Annotated in this window: 14 protein-coding genes; 5 read left to right on the forward strand and 9 right to left on the reverse strand. The window is 70.4% G+C overall.

Translation table 11 applies throughout. From position 1 onward, the window contains the following. Positions 1-62: 62 nt before the first annotated feature. The 8 genes from AB0B57_RS30220 to AB0B57_RS30255 form a co-directional block, all read right to left on the reverse strand. On the reverse strand, positions 63-911 hold the full coding sequence (locus AB0B57_RS30220) for an SDR family NAD(P)-dependent oxidoreductase (protein WP_357077347.1): 849 nt from the start codon (positions 909-911) through the stop codon (positions 63-65). Beyond that, positions 908-1,597, reverse strand: a complete 690-nt coding sequence (locus AB0B57_RS30225) for a hemerythrin domain-containing protein (RefSeq protein WP_357077350.1) — start codon at positions 1,595-1,597, stop codon at positions 908-910. Before AB0B57_RS30225 ends, AB0B57_RS30220 begins: the two co-directional genes overlap by 4 nt. 53 nt (positions 1,598-1,650) lie before the next feature. Further along, positions 1,651-2,127, reverse strand: coding sequence for a MarR family transcriptional regulator (locus AB0B57_RS30230; protein WP_357077353.1), 477 nt, complete (start codon positions 2,125-2,127; stop codon positions 1,651-1,653). A 106-nt stretch (positions 2,128-2,233) separates the two neighbouring features. Then, the gene (locus tag AB0B57_RS30235) at positions 2,234-3,871 is read right to left on the reverse strand and encodes a PQQ-binding-like beta-propeller repeat protein (RefSeq protein ID WP_357077356.1); all 1,638 of its coding nucleotides are present in this window, start codon (positions 3,869-3,871) and stop codon (positions 2,234-2,236) included. Positions 3,872-4,022: 151 nt separating this feature from the next. Continuing rightward, positions 4,023-4,709 carry a TetR/AcrR family transcriptional regulator gene (locus AB0B57_RS30240; RefSeq protein WP_357077359.1) on the reverse strand — a complete coding sequence of 229 codons (687 nt, stop codon included), beginning with the start codon at positions 4,707-4,709 and terminating at the stop codon, positions 4,023-4,025. 69 nt (positions 4,710-4,778) lie between these two features. After that, complete coding sequence (locus tag AB0B57_RS30245; protein ID WP_357077362.1) at positions 4,779-5,261, reverse strand: biotin/lipoyl-containing protein; 483 nt, start codon at positions 5,259-5,261, stop codon at positions 4,779-4,781. Further along, complete coding sequence (locus tag AB0B57_RS30250) at positions 5,258-7,021, reverse strand: acetyl-CoA carboxylase carboxyltransferase subunit alpha/beta (protein WP_357077365.1); 1,764 nt, start codon at positions 7,019-7,021, stop codon at positions 5,258-5,260. The genes AB0B57_RS30245 and AB0B57_RS30250 overlap by 4 nt, the downstream gene beginning before the upstream one ends. Before the next feature lie 1,490 nt (positions 7,022-8,511). Further along, positions 8,512-9,315 (reverse strand): hypothetical protein, encoded by an 804-nt coding sequence (locus tag AB0B57_RS30255; RefSeq protein WP_357077368.1) that lies wholly within the window; start codon positions 9,313-9,315, stop codon positions 8,512-8,514. Positions 9,316-9,525: 210 nt separating this feature from the next. On the opposite strand from AB0B57_RS30255, the gene AB0B57_RS30260 reads away from it, so the two are divergent. The 5 genes from AB0B57_RS30260 to AB0B57_RS30280 all read left to right on the forward strand — a co-directional run bounded on the left by AB0B57_RS30260 (position 9,526) and on the right by AB0B57_RS30280 (position 12,895). Beyond that, the gene (locus AB0B57_RS30260) at positions 9,526-10,332 is read left to right on the forward strand and encodes a helix-turn-helix transcriptional regulator (RefSeq protein WP_357077370.1); all 807 of its coding nucleotides are present in this window, start codon (positions 9,526-9,528) and stop codon (positions 10,330-10,332) included. Positions 10,333-10,379: 47 nt separating this feature from the next. After that, positions 10,380-11,288 (forward strand): SDR family NAD(P)-dependent oxidoreductase, encoded by a 909-nt coding sequence (locus AB0B57_RS30265; protein ID WP_357077373.1) that lies wholly within the window; start codon positions 10,380-10,382, stop codon positions 11,286-11,288. Continuing rightward, positions 11,285-11,605 carry an NAD(P)-binding domain-containing protein gene (locus AB0B57_RS30270; RefSeq protein WP_357077376.1) on the forward strand — a complete coding sequence of 107 codons (321 nt, stop codon included), beginning with the start codon at positions 11,285-11,287 and terminating at the stop codon, positions 11,603-11,605. Before AB0B57_RS30265 ends, AB0B57_RS30270 begins: the two co-directional genes overlap by 4 nt. A 160-nt stretch (positions 11,606-11,765) precedes the next feature. Next, positions 11,766-12,251 carry an SRPBCC family protein gene (locus tag AB0B57_RS30275; RefSeq protein ID WP_357077379.1) on the forward strand — a complete coding sequence of 162 codons (486 nt, stop codon included), beginning with the start codon at positions 11,766-11,768 and terminating at the stop codon, positions 12,249-12,251. Further along, a complete protein-coding gene (locus AB0B57_RS30280) occupies positions 12,248-12,895 on the forward strand; it encodes an SRPBCC family protein (RefSeq protein WP_357077382.1) in 648 nt (215 codons plus the stop codon). Before AB0B57_RS30275 ends, AB0B57_RS30280 begins: the two co-directional genes overlap by 4 nt. Positions 12,896-12,959: 64 nt before the next feature. Here AB0B57_RS30280 and AB0B57_RS30285 read toward each other — a convergent pair whose 3' ends face one another. Next, on the reverse strand, positions 12,960-15,656 hold the full coding sequence (locus AB0B57_RS30285; RefSeq protein WP_357077385.1) for an AAA family ATPase: 2,697 nt from the start codon (positions 15,654-15,656) through the stop codon (positions 12,960-12,962). Positions 15,657-15,683: the final 27 nt, after the last annotated feature.

Below are 15,683 nucleotides of genomic sequence, written 5' to 3' on the forward strand. Positions count from 1 at the left end.
GGTGACACGGATGCCCGTGTCACCGAAGCGTTCGCCGTCCGCGCACCCGGCGCGGGCGGGTGTCACTGGCGGGCGCGGTCCCGCGCGGCGGCGAGCTGACCGGTGCTCAGCTCCCAGAGCCGGTCGCGGGCGGCGGCGTCACCGACCAGCGGGTGCGGCTCGGCGAGCGCCACACGGTCGACGTAGGCGCCCTGCACCCCGGGGAACGGATCCTCGATCAGCAGCCGGGCGACGTGCCAGCCGCCCACCGCCGGGGGCAGGGCGGGCCCGCCGAACGCGGCCCGCACCAGCCGGGTGTCCACATAGCCGGGGCTGACGGCGGTCACCGCCGGACCCGCCGGGCGGCGGTGGGCCAGCTCGACCGCGCACGCGGTGAGCGCGAGCTTCGACTGGGCGTACGCGACGCGCCCGTCCCAGCCGCGCCGCAGGTCCGGGTCCTCCCAGGCGATGTCGGCCCGCAGGTGCATGCCGGAGCTGAGGTTGACGACGTGCCGCAGCCGGTCGTCGCCGAACGCCGAGACCAGGTCCAGTGCCAGCGCGAGGGCGGCGAGGTGGTTGACCGCCCAGGTGAGTTCGAAGCCGTCGGCGGAGGTGCGCCGCCGGGTCGGGTCGTCGCTGGCGAGAAAGAGACCCGCGTTGTTCACCAGGGCGTCCAGGCCATCGGGGCGGTCGGCCACCTGCCGGGCCAGGGACGTCACCTCCGCGAGCGACCCGAGGTCCGCCGCGAGCGGTTCGACCCGCGCGCCGGGAACGGCCTGCGCCAGGGCCCGGCACGCACGTTCGGCGCCCGCCGGCTCGCGGCCGTGCGCCAGCACGGTCCACCCGGCCTCGGCGAGGTGGACGGTCGTGGCCTGGCCGATGCCACTTGTCGCACCGGTGACCAGCACGGTGCCGGGCGTCGTCCGGCTCACGCCGGGGTCTCCGCCGCCGGCGCGGGGTCGGCGGCGCCCCAGATCAGCCGGACGCGGGCGAGGTGCCGTGCGAGCCAGTCGCGGTGGTAGGCCTCCCGGGTCTCCCCGGGCAGCGTCTGGAGGGCCAGGTCCATGACCGCCGGGTCGAGCCCTTCCGCGGCCCAGGGAAGCGCGAAGGGCAGCAGCCCGTCGCGGGTGAGCGCCGCCGTGGTGCGGGCCTCGATGTCGAACCACTCGGCGCGGGTGAAGGCCTGGCTGAACAGGGGTACGAAGGTCTCCTCCTCCCGATCGAGGTGCGTCTCGACGAGCCGGCGCAGCCGGGTCACCCGTTCGGCGGCGGCCGGGCGGTCGGCCTGCGGCCCGGCCAGGGCGGTGACCAGCGGAGTGGTTTCGTCGAGCAGGTGTTGCAGCTCGACGTGTTCCCGTTCCAGGTCGTCGACGATCCGGGCGGCCGAGGGCATCCGTTCCACGAGCGCGGGGAGCATGTTGTCGTCCTCGGTGCGGTGGTGGTGCTCCAGCAGCTCGACGACACCGTCCCAGTAGGCGGCCAGGGCCTCGGCGCGCGCCCCGGTCAGGGGCTCGTCGGCGGTCAGCAGCGCCTCCACCCGGGCGAGGTCTCGCCGGAAGCAGTCGTGGGCACGCAGGAAGGGCATCAGGTCGCCCTGGTACATCGGTTCGGTGGGCACGTCGTTCGCTCCTCTCGGCAGGACGGCCGAGGAGCCGGCCGACGTCCCCTGGGTCAGCGGACCCCGGCCGGGGCCTCGTCTGCCGGCCGGCCCGACGCCGTCGATGCGAGAGCGTCGGAGACCAGGCCGAGCAGCCGTACGAATTCGTCGCGTTCGTCTGCGGTGAGCTGCGCCAGGGCGTCGGCCGCGAGGCTCGCCACCACCTGCGGAACGACCTTGCGCAGCGAGGTTCCCTTGTTCGTGAGCCAGATCCGGATCCGCCGCCCGTCGGACTCGTCGGCGCCGACGACCACCAGGCCGGAGGCCTCCATGCGTTGGATCGCCCGGGTGACGGTGGGCGCCTCGACCTTGATCCGCTGGGCGATCTCACCGGGGGTGAGGCCGTCGCGGTCCCAGAGGCACTCCAGGATGAACTGCTGGCCGGCGTGCACGCCGTGCTGGACGAGGCGGCGTTCGGCCTCGCTCTTCAGCCGCCGCGAGACCAGACTCAGCGTGGTGAGGAAGTTTCGATCAACAGGATTGCCGGCCATCCCGGCAGCGTAGCCAAGTAACGGAAGGTCGAGCCAATGAGTCGGTGGCCGGACCGGTGCCGGTACCATCCGGTCACAGATGGTACCGGCACCGTTGTCCGAATCGTCAGAGCCCGAAGGCGAGCAGCACCCGCCCGGGGATCCCGTAGAAGTTGTAGTAGCCGGACTGCACGTAGACCATGCCGTTGGCGACGACGGCCCCGCCGTTGCCGGAGACCGAGCCGCCCGACCCGGTCTCGCCGTTGACCCCGGTGAACGTGCGGACGGTATCGTAGGACCACAGCACCGCGCCGGTGTTCGAGTTGTAGACGCGGAACTTCCCGTCGGCGCTGCCCTCGTAGACCAGGCCCGGCGTGGTGGTCACCGCCGAGATGTGAGCCAGGTGGCAGTTGTCCGGGAACGCGACCGCCCCGCCGGTGCTGCACCCGTTCGACGGGTTCGGCGTAGTCCACTGGATCGCGCCGGTGGCCGGATTGAGCGCGAACAGCGTGCCCGGGTTGGCCTCCCAGGTGGCCACGTACAGCCGTCGACCGTCGTAGCTGGAACCCCACTGGATACCCGACTTGCCACCGTTGGGCTGTGGGATCGAGAGCTGCTGCTGCCAGACGACCTGGCCGGTCCGGGCGTCGAAGGTGTGGTAGATGCCGCTCTTCTGGCCGATACCCACCAGCAGGCGGTTGTTGGCGTAGAAGATGTTGGGCGTGGCGCCGAAGTCGTAGTCGAGGTTGGTGCCGTCCTCGAGTCCCTCGCAGTTGGGCTTGGGCGTTGGCAGGAGGCATCCGACGGTCCAGGAGTCGGACTCGGTCATCTGCTGCTTCCAGCGCAGTGCTCCGGTGTCGGCGTTCACCGCGACCACGGTGTCCCCGTCACCGCCCGCGCCGGTGTAGTTGTTGCCGGTGGCGAAGTAGACCGTCCGGGAGATGGGCTCGATGACGGGGCTGCCCCACACCGCCGCGCCGGAGGACTCGTACCGGGCGACGCCGTCCGGGGTCGTGCCGACCTGCACGGCCGGCGGCATCGTGTAGTGCCGCCAGACGACGGCACCGGTGTTCAGGTCGAGCGAGACGAGCTGACCCCGGAACGTGCAGCACGGGTATTGGTCGTTGGCGGCGTACTGCTCCTCGCTGCTGGAGACCCCGACGTACACCTTGCCGTTGAAGATGAGCGACGAACTGGTCACCACCGTCGCGGGGTGGTCGGAGAGGCGCCGTTGCCAGACCAGGGCCCCGGTCTCCTTGTTGAGCGCGTAGAGGTAGCCGCGGTTGTCACCGAAGACCACCAGGTTGCCGGAGACGGCGGGGCCGCTGCGTGACGGGTTGGGATTGTTTACATCGGACGGACCGGCGATCGGCGTGCGGTCGAAGACCCACTTGGTGGCGCCGGTCACCGCGTCGAGCGCGTAGAACTTCGAGTCGCGGGAGCCCACGTAGAGGACGCCGTCCACCACCGCCGGCTGCGATCCGTTGGCGCCGTCGATGTCCGGGAAGACGAACGCCCACTTGAGCTTGAGGTTGCCGACGGTGGACTGGGTGATCTTCTTCTCGGCCGGGTTGAAGCGCGTTCCGAGGACGTCCTTCTGCCAGCCCGGCCAGTTGCCGTTCAGCAAGATCGCCGGACGGCTGTCTGCCCCGGGGGCGGCCGCCGGCGCCGGCGCCGCGGTGAGCGTCGTCCCCATCAGCGCCAGGACCGCGAGGGCGACGGCGGATCTCCCTCGTCGTCGCATACTGAAAATTCCGTACCCCATGAATCCCCCATAGTTAGCTTGCTACCGGACAAGAATCGAGGGCAGCATACTTCGAACGGATAAAGTGATCAACAGGAAATAATTGGCTAAAGATAGCGGGCTAACTGCTCGAATCGGACATCGATCAGGGCCGCATCGCCACCCCGCGCCACTATGCCTTTTGCCGGCTAAATACCGGGCGCCGAGCAGGGCCGACTTGCGTCGACAGCAACCCCCGGGTGAGCTCACGGACCGCCCGCTCGGTCTCGTCCACGGCGGGCACCGCCTCGGGCGGCCCCGGGTGGAACAGCCGCCACATGTCGACCATCAGCATGCCGTAGAGCATCCGACTGACCAGTTCGGTGTCGAGATCCCGACGAAAGTCACCGGTCGCCACGCCGTGGTCGAGTATCTGCCGCAGCCGATGCCGCTCGGTCTGGAGAATCCGGACGAAATAGTTCTCCACCAGTCGCGGATTACGTCGGATTTCGCCCACCAACTGCGGCATTATCTGCGCTTCTGGGCTCTCGTGCAGCCACTGGCGGATCTGCCGCAGCGTCATCACGAGATCGTCGTGTGCGCAACCGGCCCGAGGCAGGGGGCGCACCGGGCGCCGTTCGAGATCCTTGAGCGCGGCCTCCAACAGCCCCCGCTTGTCCCGCCACCGGCGATAGATGGTCGCCTTGCTCACACCGGCCCGATCCGCGATCTTGCCGAAGGAGAGCGCGTCCAGAGTGAGGCCCTCGGCGAGCAACTGGACGGTGGCGGCGAGGAGCGCCCGATCCACCTCGGACTTGCGGGGGCGTCCGCGTGCGCGCGACGGCTTCGCGACCCGCCAGTACGCGACATCACTCGTCACCGCCGGCCCTCCTTGGTCCCCGTGCCGGCCGGGCACCGGTGGAAACGCGCACGTGCTCCCCCATCACCCTCAACCCCTCTCCGCCCCGACCGGCACCCGCAGGACCATCAACGGCTGCCCGTGCTGAACGAGCTCACCGTCGCCCACGAGCACGTCGACGACGCTGCCCTCCGCGTCGGCGAGAACCTCGATCATCAGCTTCATCGCCTCGATGATCCCGACCTGCGTCCGCCGGCCCACCATGTCGCCAGCCAGCACGAACGGCGCGGCACTGGGCTCCGGCGCCCGGTAGAACGTCCCGGCCAGGGGCGCCGGGACGAGCACGGTGCCGGCCGGCGGCTCGGCCTGCTCCGACACCTCCCGGGCGGCGACGGGGTGCCCGGCGACCGCTCCGGCGACCTCGCCGACGTGGTCGCCGTCGGCCCACACCATCTCCAGGGTCGCCGCCCCGTCGGTCAGTCGGATCCGACGCAGCGGACCCCGCACGTCCCCGGCGATCCGCTGCGCGGCGGAGCGCAACGCCGCCAGCGGGGCCGCCTCGTCGCGGCTCATCGGGCCACCGGCCCGACGAGGTAGCCGACGCTCGGCCGCTCACCGTCGGGGACCGTCCCGTCCGGCGGGGGTACCGCAGCCTCCCCGGGGGCTCCGATCGCTCGCAGCCGGGCGCGGCGCCGCGCCACGACCTCCTGGACGTCGACGCCGTCGAGCGCGGCGAGGGCGTCCTCGATCGTCCGGCGCAGCCGGACCGCCGTCCCGTCCGGGTCACGCTGCGCACCGCCGTCCGGCTCGGGCACGACACCGTCGATGACACCGAGGTCCAGCAGGTCCGGCGCGGTCAGCCGCAGGGCGGCGGCCGCCCGGGGTGCGTCCTGCGCACTCCACAGGATGGCCGCACAGCCCTCCGGGGAGATGACCGAGTACACCGCGTTGCTCAGCATGAACGTGCGGTCCGCGACGGCGAGTGCCAACGCGCCACCGCTGCCCCCCTCCCCTGTGATCACCGAGACCACCGGCGTCCGCAGACCCACCAACCGCAGGATGCTCGCCGCGATGGTGTGCGCCTGCCCGTGCCGCTCGGCGTCCAGCCCCGGGTACGCTCCGGGGGTATCGACCAGCGTCACCACCGGCAGCCGCAGCTTCTCGGCGAGCGAGAACAGGCGGATCGCCTTGCGGTAGCCCTCGGGGCCCGCCATCCCGAAGTTGGTCGCCAGCACCTCCCGGGTACTGTGCCCCTTCTGCGTGCCGACGAGCACGACGTGCCGGTCACCGATGCGGGCCAGGCCGCCCACCATGGTGGCGGAGTCCGCGCCGAGACGGTCGCCGTGCAGTTCCAGGAACCAGTCGCAGATCCGCCCCGCGTAGTCCCGTACCGTGGGCCGATCCAGGGCGCGGGCGCGCTGCACCACCGCCCAGGCGTCCGTGCCGGGCCGCACCGGCCGCTCGAGCGGCCGGGGCGCGGGCGCGGCAGCCCCGACCGGACCGTGTCCGCGCGCCGCACGAGGGGTGCGCCCTGCCGCCGCCAGGAGTCGACCGACGACCTCCGGCAGCCGGGAACGGTCGACGACCAGGTCGACCAGCCCGTGCTCGCGGAGGAACTCGGCGGTCTGGAAGCCCAGCGGCAGCTCCTGGCCGATGGTGTCGCGGATGACGCGGGGGCCGGCGAACCCCAGCCGGGCACCGGGCTCGGCAAGGATCACGTCGGCCTGGGTGGCGAACGAGGCCGCCACCCCGCCGTACGTGGGGTCGGTAACGATCGAGACCACCAGGAGACCGGCCTCGTGCAGGCGGTCCAGCGCCTGACTGACCTTGGCCATCTGCAACAGCGACAGGATGCCCTCCTGCATCCGCGCCCCGCCGGAGGCCGGGACCAGCAGCACTGGCACCGCGCGCGCCAGGGCCTCCTCGGCGACCCGGGTGATCAGTTCACCGGTGCCGGTGCCGAGGCTGCCGCCCAGAAAACGGAAGTCCATCACCGCGAGGGCCACGGGGTGGCCGTCCACCGTGGCCGTTCCACCCACCACGGCTTCCCGCTCGCCGGTGGCACCCCGGGCCCGCGCGAGTCGCTGCGGGTACGGCATCGAGTCCACGAAGCCCAGCGGGTCGACGGCCCCCTCGGGGGCGGTGATCTCCGCGAAGGACCCGGGGTCGACCAGACCGGCGATCCGGGCCCGGGCGGTGAGCCGCCCGTGATGCTGACAGAACGGGCAGACGCCGAGGTTCCGCGTCCACCGCTTGCCGTAGACCAGTTGGCGACACCCGGCGCAGCTCAGCCAGCCGGACCGCTCGCCCACCTCCACCTCACCGACCGACACGATTTCCTCCCCGTCTGCTGCCGCACGCGCAACTTTTCGTCACGCCTGGTCGAATACTTACTGACTCAGGTCCATGTGCAAGGATTAGAATCGCCCCCGTTTCGTATCGACTAGCACTGATGGTTATCAACCCAGCCGCACGGCCGCAGCGGTGCCTGCACGAACGGTAGCGCAGAAAGCCCCAAGCCAAAAGCGGCATCCTGCGGAATCGACCCGAGGCCATTATCCGACGGCGCCCGAGGCGCGATAGCACAGTTTCGAGACGATGGCGAGACTGATTTGATCCTTTGCCCGGGGCAACCACCACCGACATAATCCCGGCTCCTCCATTCGGCGCCGGGCGTGGGCCGGGCCGGGTGCCCGGCGCCGCCGACGGGCGCCCCGCAGGCGCTCCCCGCGCACCCGGCCCGGCCCCTCCCTTCCGGACGAACCGGGTCGAGCCAGCACCGCGAGCCCTCCTGAACAGCGCTTACGCCGCAGGTCAGCACCGCCCCGCTGCACGGCGGCGCACCAGCACCGGCTCACCGGCGCGGACGCCCGCCGAGCGGCGACGACCACCACGACGGCCCGCAGCGGATCACCGGGCCGGTGCGGCCGAGGGGTGTCCGTCCCCAGAATCCCGGGAGGCGACCGGACGCACCGGCGCCGGAATTGACACACCCGCACCGGTCGCCGCGCCATGACCAGACCGCCCGCAAACGACTGGCAAGAGATTCACCCTCTCATTTCGCGTCACTGGCGGCCCAGATCGCAGCAACCTTTCCTGTGACGGGTCACGAAAAACCTGAGAGAACAATCTCTCGCCATTGTTCACCAATATTCGAGCGGTGTTCGCCGGTGCTCAAAGAATGGTCGGCTGCCACCCCGTCGGCGCGTTCCCGGAAATTCGGCGGATCGTCGGCCGTTGGGTCGACATTCGCGCGGCCTCGCGTCGGTGAGCCCGCAGGCCGACGGGTCGGCAGACCGGCACGGCGTCGTGCCGCGAAGGGCCCGGGCTCGTCTGCGGCCCACGCGGGACCCGACCCGGTGACCCTCCGGCGGGTCGCCGGGGAGACGCTGGCGCCGATCGGAACGGATACGACAGTCACCCGCAGGGCGTGGTGCAATTAGCCGCACGGGCCCCGCCCGCCGTAGGAAACCTGCAACCGCCCGGCTATTCCGTCGCTCACCCTTCGTCGCCCGGCAGGTGCGACACGGCCGGCAACTCGGCCGCCGGCTGAACGACCAGCCTGAAACGCAAACGGTGCGCGCTGCGGTCGATCTCGGCGCGCACCGTGAGGTAATGGTTTGTCTCCGAGGGGGGATCGATACCTAGCCCCACGCGGGACGGATTCCGAAACGGCGATATTCGTAGGTTTTGGACCCTCGGCATAGCCGTCGAATCCGGTCCCACCTCGGCATCGGGTGGTCAATCCCGGCCCCACCACAAGGCTGGGCGGGGTTCATCGACGGGGTTTCGGTAGCCGGATGGGCCGGGGGCGTGGCCTGCTTCATTCGTTCGAGCGGGACGAGACGAGACGAGCCGCAGCCTGGTCGAGCAGGGAGTCCGGTCCAGGTAGCCGGTTGTCGAATAGAAGACGCGTGAGATGTCGGCCGGTGGGGTCGAAAAGCAGACATGTGGCTCTGCATCCGCTTGTCTGGTGCCTCTTTGCTTGCAGGTATGGCATCAGGTAGGAGGCGGCGGTGCCGGCGTCTTCCTCTGGAGCGTGGCATGCCCATACAAGTAGGACAGGCTTACCGGAAGTCTCGCCCATCAGATGTGTGATGGAGTGATGTTGTCGGTCGCGGCGCACGAGTTTGGCGAGATCGGCGGCGTATCGGCCGAATGACTGCTGGACTTTCCAGTTGCCTTCCAGCAGTGCTGTCGATGTCGATAGCCAGCCCGATGCTCCGGTCGCGGTGACCTGATCGACAAGTTCCAGGAGCCGTTGGTCTGCGGTGAGACGTGACTTGTCTGCCGGAGCCTCGTTCGGATCGAGTTGCGCGTCATACCAAGCATCAAGTGGTTCTGTATAGCTGCAGACGAGTTCGGGCTGCTGTTCCTCGAAACGACGAAGGTCTGCGGGAGACGCGGGCGCCGCCCACGGCAGCGCCTCCGATCTCCTCTGCGGGTCCGGTTCTACATAGCGTCCTCCGTGCAGAAAGAGCAGGAAGAGGTCGAGTTCGTCAACGGCGCGATACTTCCAGGCCGCCGGCTCGGTGCGGCGACGCAGGTAGAGCAGCAGTTCGCTCTCACGGCGCAGCGAGCAGCCACTGTTGGCGGTGAACAGGTGCACGGGGATGCCCTGGAGCATTAGGCTGCACGCTGCGAGAGATCATTGTCTGTGACCACCACGCGTGGACCATCGAAGCCGAGACCGCGATCTACCCGCTCACCCCGGCGGCACCGCAACCCAGCGTGCCGGCCGAAACCTCGCAGATGAGCCTCGCCACGACGATCGACCCGCCTGGACTGGGTCGGCGTGTCCGTACGAAACGGCTCGGTCATCGGTAGATTTGGTCCCGTGCCAGAGCCGACGCCCCTGGGTGACTTCCTCCGCGCGCGGCGCGCTGTCCTACGTCCCGTCGAACGCGACGGCAAGCTGCGGCGCGTCCGCGGGTTGCGCCGCGAGGAGGTGGCGAAGCTGGCCTCGATCAGCCCCGATTACTACGTACGTCTGGAGCAGGGCCGCAACGACAGCCCGTCCCCGCAGGTGGTCGATGCGCTCGCCCGTGCCCTGCAACTGGACGAGGACGGCGCGAGCTACCTGCGCAAGCTCGCCGACCAGCCCCGGACCACCCCCGCCTCCGACGATCGCGAGCAGCTGCCGGAAGGCATCCGCCTGTTGATCCAGGGGCTGCACGAGGTGCCCGTCTTCGCCCACGGCAAATACCTGGACGTCCTGGCCGCCAACCCGCTCGCCGGGGCGCTGTTCCCGGGCCAACCGGAAGGGGCCAACCTGCTGCGGGTGGCGTTCACCGACCCCACGGTCCGTGCAATGTACGACCAGTGGTCCACGGTGGTCGCCGAGGTCGTCGCCAACGCCCGACTCGTCCTCGGCGCGGACGCCGGCTCCGAGCAGCTCAAGGATCTGGTGGACGAGCTGCGCACCACCGACGACGACTTCCGTGCCATCTGGGACCGGCAGGACGTGAGGGAGACCGCCGCCGGCGTTCGGACCCTGCACCACCCGGCCGTGGGTGACCTTGAGCTGATGTACGAGCGGCTGCACATCACCGGCACCGACGCCCAGTTCCTCGTCATCCACCACGCCCGCCCCGGCAGCGAGTCGGAGTCGAAACTGGCGAAACTGCGCGCGACGTTCCTATGAACGACAACCCCAGGTACGTCCGCCCGCACGGCCGTACCGTCGTTGACATGTCCAATCTGATTACCACTCCATTCGGGTTCGAGAGCACCGCCGACGAGGTTCTCGCCGGGGTCGACCTCACCGGCAAACGCGCCATCGTGACCGGCGGCGCCACCGGCATCGGGCGCGAGACGACCCGCGCCCTGGCCACGGCCGGCGCCGAGGTCACCATCGCGACCCGCGACGTGAACGCGGGCCGACAGGTCGCCGAGAGCACGCCGGGCGACATTCGGGTTGTCCCCCTCGACCTGGCCGACCTCGACTCGGTCGACGCCTTCACCCGCGCCTGGCAGGGCCCGCTGCACATCCTCGTCAACAACGCCGGCGTCATGGCCGTACCCGACCGGCGGCTCACCGCCCAGGGCCACGAACTGCAGTTCGGCACCAACTACCTCGGCCACTTCGCGCTGACCGTCGGCCTACACGACGTCCTGGCGGCCGCCGGCGAAGCACGGATCGTGTCGGTCTCCTCCAACGCCCACTTCATGTCCGACATCACCTACGACGACATCGACTACGTCCACCGCGACTACAACCCCTGGACCGCCTACGGCCAGTCGAAGACCGGCGACGTCCTGCTCGCCGTCGAGGCCACTCGCCGGTGGAACGCCGAGGGCATCGTCGCCAACTCGCTCAACCCCGGAGCGATCGCCACCGGCCTGCAAAAGCACACCGGCGGCCTGCGCACGCCCGAACACCTGCGCAAGACCCCGCCACAGGGCGCCGCCACCTCGGTCCTGCTCGCCGCTTCCCCGCTGCTCGACGGCGTCGGCGGCCGCTACTTCGAGGACTGCAACGAGTCCCCGACCCTGACCGCCCCGCCAGAGATGTTCGGCAAGGGTGTCGCCGCCTGGGCCGTCGACGCCGACAACGCCGCTCACCTGTGGGACGTTGCCAGGGGTCTGCTGAAGCGATGACCGTCGGTTTCATCGGCCGGGGCGACCAAGGCGCACCGATGGCGCGGGCGATCGCCGACAAGGGCTTCGATCTGTACGTGTGGGCCCGCCGACCCGATTCCTACCGCGCCCTGGACGGCAGCCCGCACACCGTCGCCGACAGCCCTGCCGACCTCGCCGCTCACGCCGACATCGAGAGGCACCGCGGAGACAACCCACCTGCCACTCACGCCGAACTCGAGCATCAGCACGGCAAGGAGTCCCGGGATAATCCCAGCAGCGCCGCTGCGACTCGACGAAAACCTGTCGGGCTGAGGCCGGTGCAGGCACGGAGGTAAGGATCTTTCCCGTGGGCGGCCCCCACGTACCGCACACTAGGTAGTTCTTGCCGATGTGTAGCCGTTGCCGTCTTGGCACGATCGCTTCTGCCGGGTGTGGATCTAGCGGCTCGCTCATGCCCGGCGATCCGATGGTCAGTGACCGCAGAGGGGCTTCACGATGGAGAACATTACGGACACCGGCGAAGCCGGCATTGACGTGTCGGCACCGGTGGTCAGCCGCCACAGCGTCACGGTGACCGCGTCGGCGGAAGCCGTGTGGCGGATCCTCACCGACATCGACGCGTGGACGACCTGGCTGCCAGAAATCCCGTACGCACGCGTGGAAACACCCGGTCCGCTCGCCCCGGGCTCCGTGTTCCGCTGGTCGGCCGCGGGCATGGAGATCGAGTCGACGATCGTTCAGGTACGGCCGCGGGAACGCCTCGTGTGGCGGGGATACGGTGACGGACCGGACGGGGTCCTCGGTGTCCACGTCTGGGCGCTCACTCCGGCCGGCGACGGCGTGCAGGTGTCGACCGAGGAGTCCTTCGCCGGCCCGCCTGTCGATGCCGACCCTGGGCCTTTCCAGGAGGGCCTCGACACGACCCTCGCCAGGTGGCTGGAACGACTCAAGGCCACCGCCGAGGCGGTGACCGCCCCGTGAAGAATCGTGTGTTTGCCGTCGCGACGGCAGTGGTCGTGGCCGGCCTCGTGGGCACCGCGGGTGCGCCGGCTCGGGCCGAGGTCAGGCGCGATGTCAGTGCCGACCACGCGACGGTGCGATGTGCGGGACGGACTGTCGACACCGCGGCGAAGATTCGCTATCGGACGGAGACGACGATCGACGCTCCGCTGCGAACCGTCTGGAAGTTGCAGACTGACGTGGAACGCTGGCCGTCGTGGCAGAAGCCGGTTTCCTCCAGCAAGCGGCTCGATCGTGGCCCACTGCGTCCCGGTTCATCCTTCCGATGGACGACACCGGTCCTCGAGACCGCGCTGAATCCCGCCACGACCCTCGTCGTCACGTCCACCGTCCGGCAGCTTCAACACCAGAGGTGCCTTCGGTGGGACGGCCCGGCGATCGGTGCGGGGCTGCGCATCGACGAGGGGGTGCACGTGTGGACGTTCACCGAGATCGACGGTCGCGTTCTCGTGCGTACCGAGGAGACGTGGCGCGGGGACCAGGTGGAGCAGGACGTCGCCTTCTCCACCATGGCTCTCGGGGCGGGCCTGGAGACGTGGCTGACGGAGCTGAAGACGCGTGCCGAACGGGAGTGTGACCGGGCCCGGCGCCCAGCGCTGACGTGACCCGGCGGGCCCCGCCGGTCTCGGACCGGCGGGGCCCTTTCGTCGCCCGGTCGGCCCGGCTCCGTCAGCGGAGTAGTTCTCGTAGCTGCCGGCGTGAGGTGATGCCCAGCTTGCGGTAGAGGTTGCGCAGGTGGGCGTCGATCGTTCGCGGGCTGACGAACAGCAGCGCGGCGACCTCCTTGGTGCCCGCGCCGGAGGCGACCTTGCGGGCGACGAGTAGTTCGCGGGCGGTCAGCCCCGCGAGCGGATCGGCGTCGTCGGCCAGGGTCGGCTCGCCGATGGCATCCAGTTCGCGGGCGGCGCGGCCGGCGAACCCGCGCGCGCCGATGGTGGAGAGCAGTTCGTGCGCGGCGCGCAGCTCCACCCGCGCCTCGGCGCGACGGCCGACCCGTCGCAGCCACTGCCCGTAGAGCAGTCGGGCACGCGCGTGGTGGACTCGCATCCTGCTCCCGGCGAACCGGCTGATCGCGGCACGGTAGTGGTCCTGCGCGCCGAGCCCCGGATCGAGCAGCGCACTCGCCAGTAGCTGCGCACCGGTCGTCCACGCGTTCGGATTGACCCGTGCGACATCCCCGATCCATTCAGCCGATTCCTTGGCTTCCTCGGGACGTCCGACGAACGCGGCGGCTTCGACCAGCTCGTGGTGGAAGACGGAGGCGGCGTACGCCCCGCGCTGGTGCTGATCCCGTACGAGCAGCAACGCGTCGATCGCGGCCTCATGGTCGCCGCTGCCGTTGCACAGAACCCCGATCGCGTAGTGCAGCGCGGTGGGTTTCACCCCCACCCAGTCGCGCAGCTTCTCCCGGATCTCGCGGAACCGTTCGACGTCCCCGCTCCAGGCGGCAAGCATCAGGTCGGACCCGACGAGGTTTGACGTCCCGGCGGCCTCGTCGACCGCACGCGCCTCGATGATGCTGACCTGCGCGTCGGCGAAGCGGCCCACTATTGTCCGGGCGACCGCCTGGAAGCGCAGTGCATGGGGAAGGATCGCGTAGGCGCCCTGTGCCCGGGCGAGCTCCACCTGACGGTCGGCGATCTCCTCCATGGCGTCGCTGTCACCGAGGTCGACGCTCAACACGCAGGCACGTTCCATCCACCACGGATCCGCGTCGGACGTGCGGGCGTGGTCCCGGAAGGCGTCGACCGTACGGCGCATCATGGGCATCGCCTCGTCCACCGGGCGGAGGTTCTGCTCGACCAACGCCTGCAGCAGCAGGTCGACCGGACGTGGCGGCTGACGCTGGGGCACCCGTTCCCGGATGTGCAGGGCGAGATGCCGTAACCTCCCCGGCTCGTCGACGCTGAACATGAGCGATGCGAACGCCTCCAGGTAGGTCTCGCGGACCTCGTCGGGCCCCACGCCGTCGGCCGCGTCGATGAGCGCGATCGTCGCCGGGATACTGCGCGTCACGTGATAGTCGATCATCGCGCGCAGCAGTCGCGCGGCGCAGCGGCCGGCGTGGTCCGGCTGGAGACGCTCGGCCTCGTCCACCAACTCCCGGGCGGCAGAGGGTTCCCCCGAACCCAACCGCGCCCTCGCCGCGGCCAACAACCGCCGGGCCTGCCGCGACCGGCCGGGTGTCAGTCGGGCCGCACGCTCGAGGAACGCGGCCACGGCCGCGAATCCGCCGCGGCGCTGTGCCCGCCCGGCCGAACGCTCCAACTCGGCCGCGGTCTCATCGTCCGGGCCGGTGATCGCGTTCGCCTGGTGCCAGGCGCGACGGTCGGGATCGACGTCGGCGTCCGTACCGGCGGCGAGCGCCGCGTGTGCCTGCCGGCGCGCCCCGGCGCCAGTCGACAGGTACACCGCGGAACGCGCCAACGGATGTCGGAAGTGCACCCGGGGCCCGGTCACCAACAGGCCGCTGTCCTCGGCCGCGGCCAGGTCCACGGCGTCCAGCCCCTGGATCGCCATCGCGCGGCGCAGCAGAACGAGGTCGCCGGTCGGCTCCGCCGCGGCCAGCGCCAGAACCGAGCGCGTGGGTGTCGGCAGCCGCAGGAACCGACGCACGAACCGGTGCTCCACGGCGCGGTGCCCGGCGTCCCCGGGTAGCCCGAACGGTCCGGCGTCGCGGGCGAACTCCACCAGGGCGAGCGGGTTGCCGGCCGCTTCGGCGAGGATCCGTTGCACGATCGCCGCCTCGTGGCCGAATGGTGCCCGATACCGCAGCAGGGTGAGGGATTCCGAATCGGAGAGCCCGGTGAGAGTGAGGGCGGGCAGGCGACCGAGCTCCGACACCGAGGCGGCGTCGCGGGCAGCGAACACCATGGTGACCCGCTCCACCGCCACGCGTGCCGCGACGAAGGCCAGTACCTGCCGCGAGCCGGCGTCGATCCACTGCACGTCGTCGACCACGCAGAACACCGGCCTGCGCCGGCCTACGGCACTCAGCAGGCCCAGGACGGCCAGCCCGACAAGCATCGGGGTCGGCGTGACCCCGGCGTGCAGCCCGAACACCGCGTCGAGCGCGCTTTGCTGCGGTACGGGGAGCCCGGCGCGGTGGTCGAGCACGGGCGCGCACAACTGGTGCAGGGCCGCGTAGGGCAGTTCGCTCTCGAACTCGACACCACCGGCCCGCAGCACCCGCCATCCGTCGAGCCGCGAAACGGCCGCACCGATGAGCGTCGACTTGCCGATCCCCGCGTCACCGAGAACGAGCATCGCCCCGCCACGGCCCCGCGCCGCGGCTGCCGTCACCGAGGCGATCTCGCCCAACTCCGCCTCGCGAGCGACGAACATTCCCGACCTGATATCTGTCATCAGCTTCTGCGTGTCGCCAGACGAATG

Origin of the sequence: Micromonospora sp. NPDC049101, from assembly GCF_040648675.1 — a bacterium.
GTDB lineage: Bacteria > Actinomycetota > Actinomycetes > Mycobacteriales > Micromonosporaceae > Micromonospora.